This is a genomic window from Micromonospora coerulea, from assembly GCF_016598485.1.
In the GTDB taxonomy this organism is placed as follows: Bacteria; Actinomycetota; Actinomycetes; order Mycobacteriales; family Micromonosporaceae; genus Micromonospora; species Micromonospora coerulea.
Map to the genome: position 1 here is coordinate 361,949 of NZ_JAEMUW010000002.1, position 14,997 is coordinate 376,945.

The window sequence follows — 14,997 nt, forward strand, 5'->3', positions numbered from 1 at the left end:
CACACGTCCTTTCCGATCCGGGGTTACCGAGGGCCGATCAGGGTGTAGGCGCTGGTGCGGGCGCGGTCGTAGCGACGCTCCACCCGCTGTGCCGAGGTGGAGACCTCGGCGCAGGAGTCGCAGAACCGCGCTCCCGCCTTGGCTGCCGCCGACCGCCGAGCCTTGTCGAACATGACGATCCCCTTCCCACGACGCCTGTCTAGACGTCCGTCGAATCAGAGAGTTGCACGCTGCTTAGACATCTGTCAACCTAGAGGCATGTCAAAGCAAGCGGCGTCGCTACCCGTCATCGACCTCACCGCCGATACGCCGTGCTGCCCGCCGCTGGCGCAGCGCCGGGTGCCGGCCGAGACCGCCGCCGTCCTCGCCCCCGCGTTCAAGGCGCTCGGCGACCCGGTGCGGCTGCAGTTGATGTCGATGATCGCTTCCGCCGAAGGTGGGGAGGCGTGCGTCTGTGACCTGACCCCCGCGTTCGACCTGACCGGGCCGACCATCTCGCATCACCTGAAGACGCTCCGCGAGGCCGGCCTCGTCGATGCCGAGCGGCGGGGCACCTGGGTGTACTACCGGGCTCGGCCGGCGATCCTGCGCCAGCTCGCCGCACTGCTCACCGTCGAACCGGCAACCGCCGCGTAAACCGTGGCCGGCGCCCCGCGCCGCGCACGTGCTCGGCCAGGGCGGTGACGACGTGGGTGGCGTCGCGGCCGACGCCGCGGAGGGTGTTCGACGAGAACGACCGCTGGAGCTCCAGCCCCAGGTAGACCAAGCCGGGGTGGGTGGTGGAGATGCCGCCCACCTGCTGAGGCATGCCGCCGAGCTCCACGGCTCCGAGTGGGGCGAGATAGGCGAGGTTCGGGCGGTAGCCGGTTGCGAAGATCACCGCGTCGACCGGCTCGGACGTCCCGTCGGGCCAGGTGACGCCGTCGGGGGTGAAGGCGGTGAACATCTTTCGGCGGGCGAGCAGGCCGGAGGCGAGGGTGTCGCGGTAGACGCCGGTGTCCAGCACGGCGGCGTGGCGGACCAGGCGGGTCAGCACCGAGCGCGGCAGGCGGTCCGCGCCCGTCACGTGGAGCCAGTGATGCAGGTCCCGGCCGCGGATGCGCTGGGGCACGAGCTGAATCGGCGCCCGGGCGGCCAGGGTGACTCTCGCCAGCGGCGCCAGTTCGTACGCCACCTGGACAGCCGAGTTGCCGGCACCGACCACGATGATCCGCTTGCCGACGTACGGCTCGGGCCGTCGGTAGTGCGCGACGTGCCGCACCTCGCCGGCGTAGTCGTCCTGGCCGGAAAGCTTGGGTAGGTACGGGTTTCCGAAGGAGCCGCTGGCAGCGACCACTCCTGCGGCCGCGATCTGATCGCCGGCGTTCGTGTTCACCAGGTAGCCGCCGCTCGGGCGGGGGTGCACGGCGGTGACACGGACGCCGGTGCGGATGTCGGCGTCGACGCTGCCCGCATAGCGGTGCAGGTAGGCGAGGACCTCGTCGCGAGCCGGGTAGCGGTCGGGATCTCCCCCACCGAACGCCATGCCGGGCAGCGCGCTGTATCGGGCCGGGGAGAACAGGGTGAGGCTGTCGTAGTAGGCCGGCCAGGAGCCGACCGGCTCGGCGCCCGCCTCGAGAACGACCGGGCGCAGGCCCGCGGACAGGGTGGCACGAGCGGCGGCGAGACCGGATTGGCCGCCGCCGACAATGATCACAGGTTCGGAGGAGGTGCTCACCTCAACATCATATCGTCGTTTTGTTGAATGACAATATGATGATGGTGCGGGAGGGTAGGAGACATGGACCAGCCAACGCCCAGAGCCGAGACACCCGGCGCCGGACAGAACGGGTTGGGACCGGACACGCAGGAGTTCCTCAAGGCGCTGGGCAGCCCGACCCGACAGCGGATCATGATGCTGTTCGCGAAGGGCGCCGAACTGTCGGTCGGGGAGGTGGCCGAGCGCACGGGCATCAGTCAGGCGACCGCGTCGCAGCAACTGACCCTGCTGCGCCGAGGGCGGGTGGTGACGTCCCGGCGCGACGGCAAGACCGTGTACTACCGGGCCGACCGCGACGGCACACTCGCGGCGCTGGCAGAGCTGCAGTCGTACCTGATGACCTGCTGCTGACCGCACCCTCACCATCGAGCGGCTTCGACCGGCCGCCCGAGCGGGCGCGCCGATCCGCACCCAACGACCACCGACTCACTCCCGCTTGACAGCTTCCCATTTGCTCAGTGATAGTTGAGTCAATGACTACTGAGTTTGCTTCCCTGCAGGGGCGCGCTCGGATCCACGCCGCGCTCGGCGATCCGGCGCGCCTGGCAATCGTGGACGCGCTCACCCTGGGCGACGCCTCCCCCGGCGAGATCGCCCACGACCTCGGCATGCCCACCAACCTGGTCGCCCACCATGTCAAGGTCCTCACCGAGGCCGGCCTGGTCGTCCGCGGCCGGTCCGAGGGCGACCGCCGCCGCACCTACCTCCGTCTACGGCCCGAAACGCTGGCCACGCTGACTCCGCCCCCGCTGACCGACGTCGGCCGGGTGGTGTTCGTGTGCACCCGCAACTCCGCCCGCTCCCAACTCGCCGCCGCGCTGTGGGCGAGCCGGGCCGGCATGCCGGCAGCCTCCGCGGGCACGAAGCCCGCATCCCGGGTTCACCCCCGCGCCGTCGCCGTGGCCCACCGCCACGGACTGCACCTCGACCCCACCGGCACCGCCCACCTCAACCAGGTCGCGCACGACGGGGACCTGGTGATCGCGGTCTGCGACAACGCCCACGAGGAACTCACCGGCCGGGTCCGGCCCCGGCTGCACTGGTCGGTGCCCGACCCGGTCCGCGTCGACACCGACGCCGCGTTCGAGGCCGCGTTCACCGACCTCGCCGCCCGCGTCGACCGGCTCGCCCCCGTCATCAATTCCGGAGACCGTCATGACTGACACCAGCCCGCAGTTGCGCGAAGGCTTCTCCGTCGACCAGCAGCTCGCGCTGCGCACCGCCGCGACCCGCCTCGCCGCCGAGTTTGCCGAAGTCCGGCCGATCCGCGACGAGATCGCACGCCGCGTCCGCCGGCTCCTCGACGCACTGCACGTCCCCGCCACCCGTCAGACCACGCAGGCCGACACGCGGCCCGCGACCTCACTGCAATGGGAGAGAACAGACCGATGACCATCGCACTCCGGCGGCGCTTGCTGGCCGAGTTCACCGGCACCGCGCTGCTGGTCACCGCCGTGGTCGGCTCCGGCATCATGGCCACCACGCTCTCCCCCGGCGACGTCGGCCTCCAGCTGCTGGAGAACTCGATCGCCACCGCGTTCGCTCTGGCCGCCCTGATCCTGATCTTCGGCCCGGTCTCCGGCGCCCACTTCAATCCCGTCGTCTCCGCCGCGGACTGGTTCCTCGGCCGCCGCACCGGCACCGGCCTGACCGGCCGCGACCTCGGCGGTTACGTCGCCGCCCAGGTCACCGGCGCGATCGGCGGGTCGATCCTGGCCAACCTGATGTTCGATTTGACCGCCGTCGACTTCTCCGCCAAGGACCGGTTCGCCGGGCACCTCTGGCTCGGTGAGGTGGTCGCCACCACCGGTCTGATCCTGCTGATCTTTGCCCTCGCCCGCTCCGGCCGCGCCCCGGTCGCCCCGGCCGCCGTCGGCGCCTACATCGGCGCCGCCTACTGGTTCACCTCGTCGACCTCGTTCGCCAACCCCGCGGTGACCATCGGCCGGGCGTTCACCGACACCTTCGCCGGCATCGCGCCCGCCTCGGTGCCCGGCTTCGTCATCGCACAGCTCGTCGGCCTCGCCGTCGGCATCGGTCTCCTGGCTGCGCTCTACCCCGACGCCGGGGAGGCCGCCGACCAGGTCGTCGTGCCGACCGAGGAGCGCGATCCGGCGCTCGACCACCGCCCATGAGCACCGACCCGGAGCACGGTGGAGCCGACAGGTCGTACCGCGAACTGGTCAATCCGCCGCGGTCGGCCGGCCGTTACCGGCTGCTCGACCGCAACAGCGATCCCCGCTGGTCCCTGCCCACAGCCCACCCGGAGGCGTCGGTGAACCGGCCCTGCGACCGGCACCGCCAGAAAGGCTCCTGATGTCCGACAAGCCCAGCGTCCTGTTCGTCTGCGTGCACAACGCCGGCCGCTCCCAGATGGCCGCCGGCTGGCTGCGCCACCTCGCCGGCGACACCGTCGAGGTCCGCTCCGCCGGCTCCGCCCCCGCCGAGACGGTCAACCCCGCCGCCGTCGAGGCCATGCGGGAAGTCGGCATCGACATCACCGGCCAGACCCCCAAGCTCCTCGAATACGAGACCGCCAAGTCCTCCGACGTCATCGTCACCATGGGGTGCGGCGACGCCTGCCCGGTCTTCCCGGGCAAGCGCTACGAGGACTGGAAGCTCGAAGACCCCGCCGGCAAGGGCGTCGAGGCCGTCCGCCCCATCCGCGACGAGATCCGCACCCGGGTCGAGCAGCTCCTCGCCGAGCTGCGACCCCCCGCCTGACCAACCCCCTCACCGCCCGCCGGCGATTGCTGGCGGGCGGTGACACCCTGAGCCGGAGCCCCTCGTGTCCGACCCGCACCGCCTGATCATCATCGGCTCCGGACCGGCCGGATACACCGCCGCCGTACCTGGGCTACGGGCGCAGCGAGGACTTCGCGTCGCCGAACGGCGCCCGTTCGACGAACGCCGCGCCTACGAACTCCCCGAGCGCCTGCGCCTCAACCACTGGGCTTTCCCTTGAGGACAATGCACCACCTACGCCGCTGGGTGGGTATCGGTGTTCTCCTCGCCACCGGTGCACCACTACTGGCCGCTCCGCCGCTGACCGCTGGGGTCACCGCCGCCGTCGTCCTGTTCGGCATCGCGGTTGTCGACGCCCGCCGCACACCCGAATCCCGCCAAGGCGGCGGACGGACATCGGCTCCACCGGCTCGACCTCGATCCCGTCACCGCGCAGTCGTAGAACTCAGCTTCCGGCAGTACGGTCGCGGCCGAGGGCTGCTGGCAATCGCCGGAAGACCTCACCCGCGAATCCGCAGGTTAGGAGCCCATGAGTGCGCGTCAGTATGGCGACTAGCGCCGGTAAGGCCGGCCAGCCGAACGAGGACTTCGCTGGCGCTGTTCCCGGCGCTGCGGTGCTGCTGGACGGCGCCGGCATCCCGGGAACCGAGTCGATCTGCTCCCACGGTGTCGCCTGGTATACGCACCGTCTCGGCGGCGCGCTGCTCGGCCGGCTGTCGCGTGACGACGGGCGAGACCTCGCGGCGATCCTCGCCACCACGATCGGCGAGATAGCCGCCGATCACCGCGGCGCCTGCGACATCACGAACCCCAGCAGCCCGCAGGCGACCGTGGTGATGGTCCGCGCCCACCGGGGCCGCCTGGACTATCTCCTGCTCGCGGACTCCTTCCTCGTCCTCGACCCGGTCCGCGGTGGCCCGCAGGTCATCACCGACGAGCGTGAGGTCACCACCAGGCGCATCTGCTCAGCGTCCCTGGATGGCGTTCCGAGCGGAACACCGGAGTACGACCGCATCCGAGACTCCTGCGTCGAGGCGCTGCGGGCTCGCCGGAACCAGCCGGGCGGCTACTGGATCGCCAAGGACGATCCGCACGCGGCGGAGGAAGCGGTAACCGGCAGCAGGCCCCTTCATGACCTGGACAGCGTCGCGCTGCTCAGCAATGGCGCCAGCCGCATCGTCAGCCCGTACGGCCTGACCGACTGGCCCGGCGTACTGGAACTGCTCGCCGCTGGCGGGCCGGCGGATGTCATCCGCCGCGTCCGGCAGGCCGAAGCCCGCACCTCCGCAGGCCCCGATGCTCGGGTCCCTGACGACGCCACGGTTGCGCACTGCACCCACCTGCCACGCTCCGAGGTCGGCGAACTGTCGCAGCCCTCACCACAATCGTGACCACAGCAGGGCGCCCGATCGGCCTGGTTAGAAGGCCGGCTCCCGGCCGCCCTCACGGCCATCACGTCCTTTCGTGGTCCGGCCGACTGAGGCCGAGGAGCAAGCCAGCAGGCGCCGACCGGTGTCGAGCGCATCGGTGACGCGTCGTGCATCGCCGGCACGAGTAGGCGCCTTGGCCCCTGCGGGCCGTCGATGTCATCGGTTGCGTGGGGCTACCAGGCCGGATTCGTAGGCGAGGACCACGAGTTGGGCGCGGTCACGGGCGTGGAGCTTGGCCATGGCCCGGTTGATATGGGTCTTGGCGGTCAGTGGGCTGATCACCATACGTTCGGCGATCTGGTCGTTGGACAGGCCCTGCGCGAGGAGGGCGACGGTCTCGCGTTCGCGGTTGGTCAACCCTTTCAGCCTCGCGTCGGCGCCTGTGTGGAGCGGCTCGGTGACGTACCGGTTGATCAGCTTGCGGGTGATCGATGGTGCGAGCAGGACGTCGCCGCGCGCGGCGACGCGAATGGCGTGCAGAAAGTCTTCCGGCTCGATGTCCTTGACGAGGAATCCGGCCGCGCCGGCGCGCAGCGCGTGGAAGACGTGTTCGTCAAGGCCGTAGTTGGTCAGGATGACGACGTGCACCCGGGCCAGGGTCGGGTCTGCGGCGATGCGCCGGGTCGCCTCGATGCCGTCCATGACCGGCATCTGGATGTCGATGAGCGCGATGTCGGGCAGGTGTTCCTTGGCGAGAGCCAGGCCCTCCTTACCGTCGGCGGCCTCGGCCACCACCTCGATGTCCTCTTCGACGTCGAGGAGCGCGCGGAAGCCGCTGCGAAGGAGCGGTTGGTCGTCGACCAGCAGAACGCGGATCATGACGTTCGGCCCACGGGGAGCTCAGCGTGGACGGTGAAGCCGCCCTCGTTGCGTGGTTCCGCGCGGAGGCGACCACCGAGGGCGGTGACTCGTTCGCGCATCCCGAGCAGCCCGACGCCGGGGATCGGGGTGGTGTCCGGCATGGCCTTGCCGTCGTCATCGACTCGGATCGCGAGGGCGTCCGGACGGTAGTCGATCCGGACCGACGCCGTAGCGGCGGCGGCGTGACGGGCGATGTTGGTAAGGGACTCCTGAACAATCCGGTAGGCGGTCCGGTCCACCGCGGCCGGCACGTCGTGTCGTTCTCCTTCGATCGTCAACGTCGCGTCCAGGCCGGTCATACGGGCCCGTTCCACCAGTTCCGGCAGATGGTCGAGCCCATGCGGCGGGGTCTTGCCGTCGTCGCGCAGCGCCTCCAGGGTCGCTCGCAGTTCTCGGGTCGCCTCACGACCGGCCTCCCGGATCGCGAGCAGGGTCTCCGGTACCTGTTCACCACGCTTGCGGGCCAGGTGGACGGCTACTTCGGCCTGCACCTTGATGATCGAGATCTGGTGGGTGAGCGAATCGTGCAGCTCCCGCGCGATGTGCAGCCGCTCCTCGTCGGCGCGGCGCCGCGCGGTCTCCTCCCGGGTGCGCTCGGCTTCGTCCGCCCGCCGCTCGGCCTGCCGCAGCGCTTCACCCGCGGCACCGGCGGCGACCAGCCAGGCCAGCTCGAGGGCGCCCCGGGCCCGTGCGAGCGCCTCGCCCACGGGCATGTCTTGGGGCAGGGCGAGGGCCGCGAGCGGGAGAGCGGCCAGCATCATCACAGCCGCCACGACCGTGATGATGCGGTGGCCTGCTCGCACGGCGGCGTACACCGCGAACAGGAACGCGACGGCGGGCACGTCAAAACCGACCGCCTGGTAACCCACCGCGCACACCCCGGTGACGGCCAGGACGAGAACCGGAGCCCGGCGGCGCGCGGCCAGAGCCAGGCCGCCGGCCGCCAACAGCGCGTAGCCGAGTAGGTCGAAATCCGTGGTGGAGTGGTTCCCGGACAGCCCGGCGACCAGCAGCGTCGCCGCGACGCAAACGGCGATCGCCCAGTCTCTGACACCGGCCCGGACACCGGACCGTCCTGTGCTCATGCGCGCACCTTAGCCGGATGTTGCTGCGGGCGACTCCTGCTCACGGACGAGCGGTCGCCTACCGCACACGCAGTACCTGGGCGGCGCCTGCGGCGTCTGCAGCAGCCGGGTGCGCCATCGGCGGCAGCGCTAATTGCCTCCGTCTGCTGGACGACCGGCGGTGCGCTCAGCGACATGATCAGGCGACATCCAAACCTCGGAAGCAGACGCACGAAAGAGAAGAGGGACATGAACTCATCAGGAGCCCTGAAGTCAGTCCGACTGGTGCTAACCGCCGCCGCAGCCGCCCTGCTCGGGGGGTTCGGGCTCGCCGCACCGGCGGCCGCGCACGTCTCGGCCCAGCCGGCCGCCGTCAGTGTTTACACCATGAGCGCCGGGCGACTCGGAGCAAGCGTGGCCGCCCTGTTGGGGCTGACCGGCGTGATCATCGGCGGGCTGGCTCTGGCTCGCCCCACCAGTGGTATCGGCACCGGGCGACTCGGAGCATCCATGGCCCTGGTGGCGGGAGTGATCGGCATCGCCCTCGGTGGGCTGGTTGTGGCCACCTCCGACAGCGGCATCGGCACCGGCAACGGACGAGGCGGAGCCTACGTGGCCCTGGTGGTGGGGCTGATCGCCATGGTCCTCGGTGGGCTGGCTCTGGCCCGCTCCCGCCGCACCGGCTGACCGACTGACCCGGCCATGGTTCCGGGACTCCACGATCAACCGAACCGTGGCTGGCCCGCGTCGCGGGCCAGCATTATTCAATTCTGCGTTCGCCTTCGGTGGCCATCGGAAGCCGAGCTGTTGTGCGGCTGCCTGGCTACCGCCGGCCAGCCGGTCTTGCCGGCGCCGGTCGCTGTCACAGAGTTCTCTGACGATGTCGTTGGCGACGTTCGCCGGGTCGCCTGGGGGGACGTCGAGAACAGCCACGAACTGGACCCAAGATTCCGCGCCGGCGCTCGGGCGCCGCGGATAGTAGTACGACACGTGGATGCAGCCGCGCTCATTCGGACGGGCTTCCATTCAACCTGGATGGCAGTCCCATCTGCCCAGCAGTTCGGGTTCCTCGCCCAGGCGCTTACGTACGAGGCGGGCCACGGTTCGCTCGTGCCACTCCCAGGTGTGGTCGGATTCGGCGCCTTCGATTTCGGCGCCGCGTCCCGGGCCACCGCCCGCACCAACGGCGCATCATCATCCAGGTATCCGGCGACATCGGCGTCTTGGCCGACCCGCACCAGCCCGGTCAACGCCACCACCCGCACCTCGGCCCGAGCTCACCGAGCCAGCGGACGTAGGACACGCCAGGCGCTAAGCGGATGATTGCCATTGATTTCTCACGGTCCGCAGGTGGTTCTGCCGCTGCCGGCGGATCGTCTCGCTGTCGGGTCCTGCCGGCCAGCGGAGGTCGCGTTCGGCGCAGCGGTTAGCCTGTGCGTATGCAGGAGGCGGTGTCCTGGAGCAACCTCGATGGGTGACGCCGACGATGTCCGCCACCTGGCACTGGCGCTGCCTCACGTAGTCGAGATCGACAGTGACGGCTTCGACTTCCGGGTCGCAGACAAAGGGTTTGTCTGGTCCTACCCCGAGCGCAGACCCGGTACGTCGCGCCTCATTCGGACCGATATCGCGGTGCTGTACGTCGGCGACGAAGCGGAGAAGCAGGCGTTACTCCTCGGCGAGCCCGAGGTCTTCTTCACCACGCCCGCGTACGACGGGCTGCCCCTGGTCATGCTGCGGCTGGCGCAGGTGAACGTCGATCGCCTGAAGGAGCTCATCACCGACGCGTGGCGCATGCGCGCCCCGGACTCGCTCGTCGACGACCTTGATAACGGCACCGATTCGTTGAACCCAGATCTGGGCAGAGCCGATCAGTAGGTCGAGGTAGCACTCGCCCGATGCCGCAGGCGGAAGCAGTCCTCGGCATCCGAGACATCGCCGTCGGGGTGGGCCGGAGTACTCATCGAGAGCCCTACATCGAGCCCGAGCCGCCGTCATTCGGTCGAAAAGTCCTGTTGGAGCGCGTCTGCGCTTCGAGCACCACCTGATCGAGGTTTGGCCCGGAGCCGACCAAACGACGATCATCTACAAGGCGACCGATCAAATCGGGGCGTACCGGCGGTTCGCCGAGCGGGACCAGCTGTCGGCCATCACATCGGCTCCCAGCGACATGGCGGTCTTTGGGCCGCCACCGTGGGACAGCGCTCCGCGGGGCGAGGCAGACCGTCGCGTGCCGTGTGGTCGAGTCCTGGTACGGACACCCACGCTGGAGATCACGCTGACGGCCGTCGTCGTGTACTCGACGGGCTGGATGTTCGAGCTCTCTGCGCACGCCATCCGCGGGGACCAGGACGAGAAACGGTGGCGTCGCATCGGACGGATCGTCGGCCAGGGATTTGTGTCCCTCAACGGGCCCGGTAGACCACCGACCAGTCATCAGGACGGCCTCCGACTGAGCGTCGCGTATGAGGGGCACCCGGCCGTGACGACGGCCCGGACTGTCGAGACGGCACCGGAGCTGTTGCCGCCGAATGCGTCCAGCTTCACCGGCTACTGGCAGGGTGGCAGCGTCCTGGGAAACACCGTCCACGCACAGCACCGCGCATGGTTGTGGCCGACTCCTCCGGCTGGACCGATCGCGCTGACCCTGCAATGGAACGCGATGGGCATCGCACCCGTCACCGTCGAACTCGACATCACTTCACTGAACTGACCTTCATCCGAAGAGCGCCCACAGCCGGGGGTATCGGCGGGACACCGCGTCGGCGTTCAATCGGCGCCACTCGGCGTCATCGGGGTTCGGGTCCATGCGTACGCGGACGCCGCGCTCTTCAGTGAGCACGTCGCGGACGTCGCCGTCAATGTCGGCGCGCTGCTCGCCGATCGCGAGCGCGACGTACTCCAGCGCCTCCCAGTCTGGATAGTCGTCGTCCTGCCATGGCCTCGTTAGGGAGGCCAGCCGACGTACCTCTGGGACGGTGGCAAGGCTGTCAGGGTCGGCGATCGCGGCCTCGTACGCGTTTCGACCGAGCCCGACAAGTCACATCTGGAAGTAGTGGAACGAGTCCGTACTGCAACGCCCATCCATGATGATGCCGGCGGCGCGCCATAGCCGGTACGTGTTGGCCGGTTCGCGAGTCGCGGAGAGATGCTGCACAAAGTCGAGCAGATGAGGACGAGGGGCGCGCCACAGCCGCTCATGCAGGAATGCCTCACGCTCGTCCCGCTTCGATCCGGCGCGACGCGACGCTTCGATGAGGTTCCAAAACTCGTCCACGTTCACGGCGTCAGCCTAGATCGGCAGTGCCGAGCCAGGACCAAACGCCAGGCGAGCATGATCGCTGTCTGCGACGCACTCATTGCGGCGGCCACTCGACACCCAGACATCCCCTCAATGGCAGGACCCGGCGCGCGGTCGACGGCGGGAGAGTGCGAGCGGGGCGCCGCAGCGGGCCTTTGTGATTCGACCATCACGCGACGCAGAACTCGTTGCCTTCCGGGTCGAGCATCACAACATGGCCAAGGTGCTCACCGTAGGACTCCTCGCGGACTGTTGTAGCCCCAGCGGTGACCAGTTCGGCAGCCTTCGCACGGATGAGCTGCTCGCGCTCGGCCATGTCCCATGGCGGCTCCCCTGCCACCCGGATGTCGATGTGCATCCTGTTCTTGGCGGTCTTGCCCTCGGGCACCCTGAGAAAGCCGATGGCTGGGCCCAGGCCCTCTGGGTCGACGATGGAAGCACCGTCGGGGTCGTCGTATCCCGGCTCAGCCACATACCCGAGCGCGATCGCCCAGAACGCGGCAATCCCATGCGGGTCGGCTGCGTCGCAACCGAGCGTCCAGTGTGTCGCCATGTTCGCACGGTACCCCCAAGCGCACTCTTCGGCGTGAGCGCTCTGATCGCCGGCAGGGGCTGGTGGCGGCAGGCTTCGGGTTTGGCCACGTGCCCCCGGCCTTCGCCCCGGCGCTCGGCGCGCTGGCGGACCGGATGCCGGTGGTGCTCACCTCGCCACCGGCGCCGGGTCGGTGCTGCGGCACGTACGGTGCGGTCGGATCGCGGCCAGATCCGCGCACCTGGTCTTGAGCCCTTGCTCTCCCAGGGTGTCGCTGAATCGAGGCCAAGCGAGGACGGGGGTTGCCTCGAGATGCGCCGATAGGTCAGGGCGGGCTGGGCACGTGGTGCACGGACAGTTGGCCGGTGTCGCCACCGCAAGCGAGCAAGGTGCCGTCGGCGGAGAAGGTGACGCGGTGGGTGCGGCCGGTGTGCGACGGTGCCAGCGCCATCGGTGAGGGCTCGCCGTTAGGCAGGTGCAGGCTGGCGCCGAGACGGCCGCCGATGGCGAGAAGATCCCCGTGCGGAGAGTACTGCCAACTGAAGCAGGCGCCGTAGCGGTCGGTGCGGTACGGGCCGGGCACGGCCCACGCGAGGGTGTCGCCGTTGACGGGCAGGGCGAACGGTCCCTCCGCGAAGCCGCCGGTGGCGAGAAGAAATCGTTCGGTGGGGTCAAAGCCCAAGCGGCTGATCCCGGTGCGGCCGGTCGTGCTGGTGAACGGGAACGGGAATCGGGTGCTATGTAGTAGCCGGCCGGTGTCGACGTGCCACAGCTGCACGGTGGAGTCGTGCACGCCGTAGGCGAGGGCAAGCAGCCGCCCGGAGGGCGACAGGGCCCCAGCGCGGCACTCGGGTTGGTCGGCGGTGTGCAGGACCAGCACGTCATCGCCGGTGCTGGTGGCACGGACACGAACCCGGTCATCGGTGTCGAACAGCAGCAGCCGCTGCCGGGCGGCGTCCTGGACCGGCCGGGCGCAGAAAGGGTTGAACCGAGCCGTGCTGAACTGCTCATAGCGTGCGAGAACGCGGGTGGTGCCGGTGCTGAGGTCGAGGTGACGCGTCTCGCCGTTGAGCGTGTACATCAAGCCGGTGCCGTCGGCGTCGAACAGCACGGTGTGGATGAAGGTCTGCCCCCCGCGGCCGGTGCCGGGTGTCTCGGTGTGCAGGAGTCGGCGCCGACCGGTCGTGACGTCGACGAGGTGCAGGTCAGCGCCGTAGGCATCACGGTGCAGCGAGGCAACTGCGAGGGTGTGGCCGTGTGGATGCAGGTCGAAGGTCTGTGGGCCGTCGCGGTTCGGCGGGGCGCACCGTAGGACGGGCTCACCGGGTGGGGTGGCGGCCGAGTCACGGACGAAGACGTAGCCTTCGCGCATGCGAGTGGCGGCCTCACGTGCGAGGGCATCGCGGGCGGCCTGCGGGTTGGGGAACTCGCGGGCACTGTGCCGACCTTTAGCGCTGCCTCGCCATGAACGGCGTAGCAGGCGGGCGCCATCGACCGCGAGGAGCAGGTGTCTGGCGGTGGGCGGGTCCGGATGGGTGAGCAGCAAGTCCTCGGTCGGCACGGGCGGACTGTAGCGGACCAGCGGCCGCATCCAAGCCCAAGACTGCTAGGCCGTCGCGGATTTTCCACGGTGACCGCGCCCGATACGCGTCCGGTTTTCGACACCCTGGACGCCGGACTCGCCTGGGCAGCCGGGCACCAAGTGAACCTCACCAGCCAGGGGCTGCTCGATCGGCGCCGCTGCCAGACCAGGCCGAACCGCTACGAGTACGTCCTCACCGAGCTGGGCCGCAGCCTGCGTCCCGTCGTGGTCGCCCTCGCCGCCTGGGCGGAACTCCCGCCCCGACCCCAGCGAAGGCAGCATGATCCTGGTCGACCGGAACACCGGTGGGGAGGCCGACCCGGTCATCGTCGACCGGACCACCGGGCGCCCGCTCGACGTCGACGACTTCGTCTTCGCCGCCGGCCCGGCCGCCAGCGAGGTCATGCGCAAGCGTTACGAGCGCATCCCGACCCGGCCGGTCCCGAGCCAGCACCGGCCCTGACCGGCCGGCGGGGCGAAAACCCGGGAACCGTCGCGACACCATCGGCGGGTGAGCCAGGCCCCTGGCCAAGGTCATCTCCGTACTCGCCCGACGTCGTCGGTGAGCGGCGCGAATACTCGGGGCGGAAAGGTTCGGCCGGGTCAGGGACGGGGCGTTCCGGGCCGCGCCCACGAGGGGGACAGATGGTTTCCGTGCACCATCGCACCACGAACATCGACGGCATGGAGGTCTTCTACCGGGAGGCCGGCCCGACCGGCGCCCCGGCGGTGGTGCTCCTGCATGGCTTCCCCAGCAGCTCGTTCATGTTCCGCGAGCTGATCCCGCCGCTCGCCGACCGGTACCACGTGATCGCCTCCGACCACATCGGGTACGGCTCGTCCGCCGCGCCTCCGCCGGACAAGTTCCCGTACACCTTCGACGCCCTGACCGACGTAACGGCGAAGCTGCTGGACCACCTGAAGGTCAAGAAGTACGCCGTCTACATGCACGACTACGGCGCACCGATCACCCTGCGGCTCGCCCTGCGCCAACCGGACCGCATCACGGCGATCATCAGCCAGAGCGGCAACGCGTACATGGACGGGTTCGGGGAGAAGTTCTGGGCCCCGCTGTTCGCCTACGCCAAGGACCCCGGGCCGCAGACCGAGCCGGGAGTCAAGCAGGTCCTGCAACCGGAGACCACCCGGTGGCAGTTCTACCACGGCGTGCCCGACCCGACCCTGGTCAGCCCGGACGGCTGGCAGCACGCCCAGGACATCATCGACCGGCCCGGCAACGATCAGATCCAGCTGAAGCTGTTCGAGGACTACAAGACGAACCTTCCCCTGTATCCGAAGGCGCAGCAGTACTTCCGGGACAGCAAGGTCCCGGTGCTCGCCGTCTGGGGACGCAACGACGAGATCTTCATTCCGGCGGGCGCCACCGCCTTCCAGCGCGACCTGCCCGACGCCGAGGTCCACCTGCTCGACGCCGGGCACTTCGCCCTGGAGAGCCACCTGGACGCCATCGCCGGCTACGTCCGAGGCTTCCTGGGCCGAACGGTCGGCTGAGCCGGCACGATCAGGTGTCGGGCGCGTCGGGCCGCCGCGGCGATGACCGGGACTGCAACGCCAGCCGCCCGTCGCGGACGGTGAGCAGGACCAGCGCGCCGATCAGCAGGCCGGCCAGGACACGGAGCATCGCGGCGTACTCGATGACGGCACTCACCCGGCGGCCCCCCGCGACCGATCCACCGGCTCCGGCGGCGACCGGAACGGTCGT

The 14,997-nt window shown here is 69.8% G+C and carries 19 protein-coding genes and 2 pseudogenes; 13 read left to right on the forward strand and 8 right to left on the reverse strand.

Annotation, left to right across the window (positions count from 1 at the left end; translation table 11 throughout):
• Positions 1 to 23: 23 nt before the first annotated feature.
• Positions 24 to 173, reverse strand: a complete 150-nt coding sequence (locus I8N68_RS04090; protein WP_200207782.1) for a hypothetical protein — start codon at positions 171 to 173, stop codon at positions 24 to 26.
• An 85-nt stretch (positions 174 to 258) separates the two neighbouring features.
• On the opposite strand from I8N68_RS04090, the gene I8N68_RS04095 reads away from it, so the two are divergent.
• On the forward strand, positions 259 to 636 hold the full coding sequence (locus tag I8N68_RS04095; protein WP_200207784.1) for an ArsR/SmtB family transcription factor: 378 nt from the start codon (positions 259 to 261) through the stop codon (positions 634 to 636).
• Here I8N68_RS04095 and I8N68_RS04100 read toward each other — a convergent pair.
• A complete protein-coding gene (locus I8N68_RS04100; RefSeq protein WP_200207786.1) occupies positions 608 to 1,717 on the reverse strand; it encodes a flavin-containing monooxygenase in 1,110 nt (369 codons plus the stop codon). The two genes, I8N68_RS04095 and I8N68_RS04100, sit on opposite strands and share 29 nt — an antisense overlap.
• 63 nt (positions 1,718 to 1,780) lie before the next feature.
• Between I8N68_RS04100 and I8N68_RS04105 the strand changes: the two genes are divergently transcribed.
• The 6 genes from I8N68_RS04105 (at position 1,781) to I8N68_RS04130 (ending at position 5,895) form a co-directional block, all read left to right on the forward strand.
• Positions 1,781 to 2,110 carry an ArsR/SmtB family transcription factor gene (locus tag I8N68_RS04105; RefSeq protein ID WP_200207788.1) on the forward strand — a complete coding sequence of 110 codons (330 nt, stop codon included), beginning with the start codon at positions 1,781 to 1,783 and terminating at the stop codon, positions 2,108 to 2,110.
• Between the two features lie 122 nt (positions 2,111 to 2,232).
• Complete coding sequence (locus tag I8N68_RS04110; protein WP_200207790.1) at positions 2,233 to 2,922, forward strand: arsenate reductase/protein-tyrosine-phosphatase family protein; 690 nt, start codon at positions 2,233 to 2,235, stop codon at positions 2,920 to 2,922.
• Positions 2,915 to 3,151 (forward strand): hypothetical protein, encoded by a 237-nt coding sequence (locus tag I8N68_RS04115; RefSeq protein ID WP_200207792.1) that lies wholly within the window; start codon positions 2,915 to 2,917, stop codon positions 3,149 to 3,151. The genes I8N68_RS04110 and I8N68_RS04115 overlap by 8 nt, the downstream gene beginning before the upstream one ends.
• Positions 3,148 to 3,894 (forward strand): aquaporin, encoded by a 747-nt coding sequence (locus I8N68_RS04120; RefSeq protein ID WP_200207794.1) that lies wholly within the window; start codon positions 3,148 to 3,150, stop codon positions 3,892 to 3,894. Before I8N68_RS04115 ends, I8N68_RS04120 begins: the two co-directional genes overlap by 4 nt.
• Positions 3,895 to 4,075: 181 nt before the next feature.
• Positions 4,076 to 4,483 (forward strand): arsenate reductase ArsC, encoded by a 408-nt coding sequence (locus I8N68_RS04125; protein ID WP_200207796.1) that lies wholly within the window; start codon positions 4,076 to 4,078, stop codon positions 4,481 to 4,483.
• Between the two features lie 635 nt (positions 4,484 to 5,118).
• A complete protein-coding gene (locus I8N68_RS04130; protein WP_307812568.1) occupies positions 5,119 to 5,895 on the forward strand; it encodes a hypothetical protein in 777 nt (258 codons plus the stop codon).
• A gap of 195 nt (positions 5,896 to 6,090) precedes the next feature.
• Here I8N68_RS04130 and I8N68_RS04135 read toward each other — a convergent pair whose 3' ends face one another.
• Both I8N68_RS04135 and I8N68_RS04140 read right to left on the reverse strand, forming a co-directional pair.
• A complete protein-coding gene (locus I8N68_RS04135) occupies positions 6,091 to 6,753 on the reverse strand; it encodes a response regulator (RefSeq protein WP_200207798.1) in 663 nt (220 codons plus the stop codon).
• Positions 6,750 to 7,880 (reverse strand): sensor histidine kinase, encoded by a 1,131-nt coding sequence (locus tag I8N68_RS04140; RefSeq protein ID WP_200207801.1) that lies wholly within the window; start codon positions 7,878 to 7,880, stop codon positions 6,750 to 6,752. Before I8N68_RS04140 ends, I8N68_RS04135 begins: the two co-directional genes overlap by 4 nt.
• 228 nt (positions 7,881 to 8,108) lie before the next feature.
• On the opposite strand from I8N68_RS04140, the gene I8N68_RS04145 reads away from it, so the two are divergent.
• From I8N68_RS04145 to I8N68_RS04155, 3 genes are all read left to right on the forward strand, one after another.
• Positions 8,109 to 8,546: a DUF6223 family protein gene (locus tag I8N68_RS04145; RefSeq protein WP_200207803.1), complete on the forward strand. Its 438-nt coding sequence runs from the start codon at positions 8,109 to 8,111 to the stop codon at positions 8,544 to 8,546.
• Between the two features lie 783 nt (positions 8,547 to 9,329).
• Entirely contained in the window at positions 9,330 to 9,737 is a 408-nt protein-coding gene (locus I8N68_RS04150) for an MmcQ/YjbR family DNA-binding protein (protein WP_200207811.1), read from the forward strand.
• A 433-nt stretch (positions 9,738 to 10,170) separates the two neighbouring features.
• Positions 10,171 to 10,572, forward strand: a complete 402-nt coding sequence (locus I8N68_RS04155; protein WP_200207813.1) for a hypothetical protein — start codon at positions 10,171 to 10,173, stop codon at positions 10,570 to 10,572.
• Between the two features lie 3 nt (positions 10,573 to 10,575).
• Here I8N68_RS04155 and I8N68_RS32680 read toward each other — a convergent pair.
• The 3 genes and pseudogenes from I8N68_RS32680 to I8N68_RS04175 form a co-directional block, all read right to left on the reverse strand.
• Positions 10,576 to 11,142 (reverse strand): annotated as a pseudogene (locus I8N68_RS32680) (DUF4240 domain-containing protein).
• A gap of 187 nt (positions 11,143 to 11,329) precedes the next feature.
• Positions 11,330 to 11,713, reverse strand: coding sequence for a VOC family protein (locus I8N68_RS04170; protein ID WP_200207817.1), 384 nt, complete (start codon positions 11,711 to 11,713; stop codon positions 11,330 to 11,332).
• 304 nt (positions 11,714 to 12,017) lie between these two features.
• Positions 12,018 to 13,253: a WD40 repeat domain-containing protein gene (locus I8N68_RS04175; protein WP_200207819.1), complete on the reverse strand. Its 1,236-nt coding sequence runs from the start codon at positions 13,251 to 13,253 to the stop codon at positions 12,018 to 12,020.
• On the opposite strand from I8N68_RS04175, the pseudogene I8N68_RS34170 reads away from it, so the two are divergent.
• From I8N68_RS34170 to I8N68_RS32695, 3 genes and pseudogenes are all read left to right on the forward strand, one after another.
• A pseudogene (locus I8N68_RS34170) lies at positions 13,224 to 13,514 on the forward strand (winged helix-turn-helix transcriptional regulator); the annotation flags it as partial. The gene I8N68_RS04175 and the pseudogene I8N68_RS34170 sit on opposite strands and share 30 nt — an antisense overlap.
• A gap of 40 nt (positions 13,515 to 13,554) precedes the next feature.
• On the forward strand, positions 13,555 to 13,737 hold the full coding sequence (locus tag I8N68_RS32690) for a hypothetical protein (protein ID WP_234038688.1): 183 nt from the start codon (positions 13,555 to 13,557) through the stop codon (positions 13,735 to 13,737).
• Positions 13,734 to 14,786 (forward strand): alpha/beta fold hydrolase, encoded by a 1,053-nt coding sequence (locus tag I8N68_RS32695; RefSeq protein WP_504739814.1) that lies wholly within the window; start codon positions 13,734 to 13,736, stop codon positions 14,784 to 14,786. Before I8N68_RS32690 ends, I8N68_RS32695 begins: the two co-directional genes overlap by 4 nt.
• A gap of 10 nt (positions 14,787 to 14,796) precedes the next feature.
• On the opposite strand, the gene I8N68_RS04185 is transcribed toward I8N68_RS32695, so the two are convergent.
• Positions 14,797 to 14,943, reverse strand: coding sequence for a hypothetical protein (locus I8N68_RS04185; protein ID WP_200207828.1), 147 nt, complete (start codon positions 14,941 to 14,943; stop codon positions 14,797 to 14,799).
• Positions 14,944 to 14,997: the final 54 nt, after the last annotated feature.

What these genes read in the sequence shown, in the direction of transcription:
- I8N68_RS04095 (WP_200207784.1), top strand. Translation starts at nt 259, where the DNA reads ATGTCAAAGCAAGCGGCGTCGCTACCCGTCATCGACCTCACCGCCGAT.
- I8N68_RS04145 (WP_200207803.1), top strand. Translation starts at nt 8,109, where the DNA reads ATGAACTCATCAGGAGCCCTGAAGTCAGTCCGACTGGTGCTAACCGCC.
- I8N68_RS04135 (WP_200207798.1), bottom strand. Translation starts at nt 6,753, where the DNA reads ATGATCCGCGTTCTGCTGGTCGACGACCAACCGCTCCTTCGCAGCGGC.
- I8N68_RS04110 (WP_200207790.1), top strand. Translation starts at nt 2,233, where the DNA reads ATGACTACTGAGTTTGCTTCCCTGCAGGGGCGCGCTCGGATCCACGCC.
- I8N68_RS04090 (WP_200207782.1), bottom strand. Translation starts at nt 173, where the DNA reads ATGTTCGACAAGGCTCGGCGGTCGGCGGCAGCCAAGGCGGGAGCGCGG.
- I8N68_RS04140 (WP_200207801.1), bottom strand. Translation starts at nt 7,880, where the DNA reads ATGAGCACAGGACGGTCCGGTGTCCGGGCCGGTGTCAGAGACTGGGCG.
- I8N68_RS04105 (WP_200207788.1), top strand. Translation starts at nt 1,781, where the DNA reads ATGGACCAGCCAACGCCCAGAGCCGAGACACCCGGCGCCGGACAGAAC.
- I8N68_RS04155 (WP_200207813.1), top strand. Translation starts at nt 10,171, where the DNA reads ATGTTCGAGCTCTCTGCGCACGCCATCCGCGGGGACCAGGACGAGAAA.
- I8N68_RS04115 (WP_200207792.1), top strand. Translation starts at nt 2,915, where the DNA reads ATGACTGACACCAGCCCGCAGTTGCGCGAAGGCTTCTCCGTCGACCAG.
- I8N68_RS04170 (WP_200207817.1), bottom strand. Translation starts at nt 11,713, where the DNA reads ATGGCGACACACTGGACGCTCGGTTGCGACGCAGCCGACCCGCATGGG.
- I8N68_RS04150 (WP_200207811.1), top strand. Translation starts at nt 9,330, where the DNA reads ATGGGTGACGCCGACGATGTCCGCCACCTGGCACTGGCGCTGCCTCAC.
- I8N68_RS04120 (WP_200207794.1), top strand. Translation starts at nt 3,148, where the DNA reads ATGACCATCGCACTCCGGCGGCGCTTGCTGGCCGAGTTCACCGGCACC.
- I8N68_RS32690 (WP_234038688.1), top strand. Translation starts at nt 13,555, where the DNA reads ATGATCCTGGTCGACCGGAACACCGGTGGGGAGGCCGACCCGGTCATC.
- I8N68_RS04125 (WP_200207796.1), top strand. Translation starts at nt 4,076, where the DNA reads ATGTCCGACAAGCCCAGCGTCCTGTTCGTCTGCGTGCACAACGCCGGC.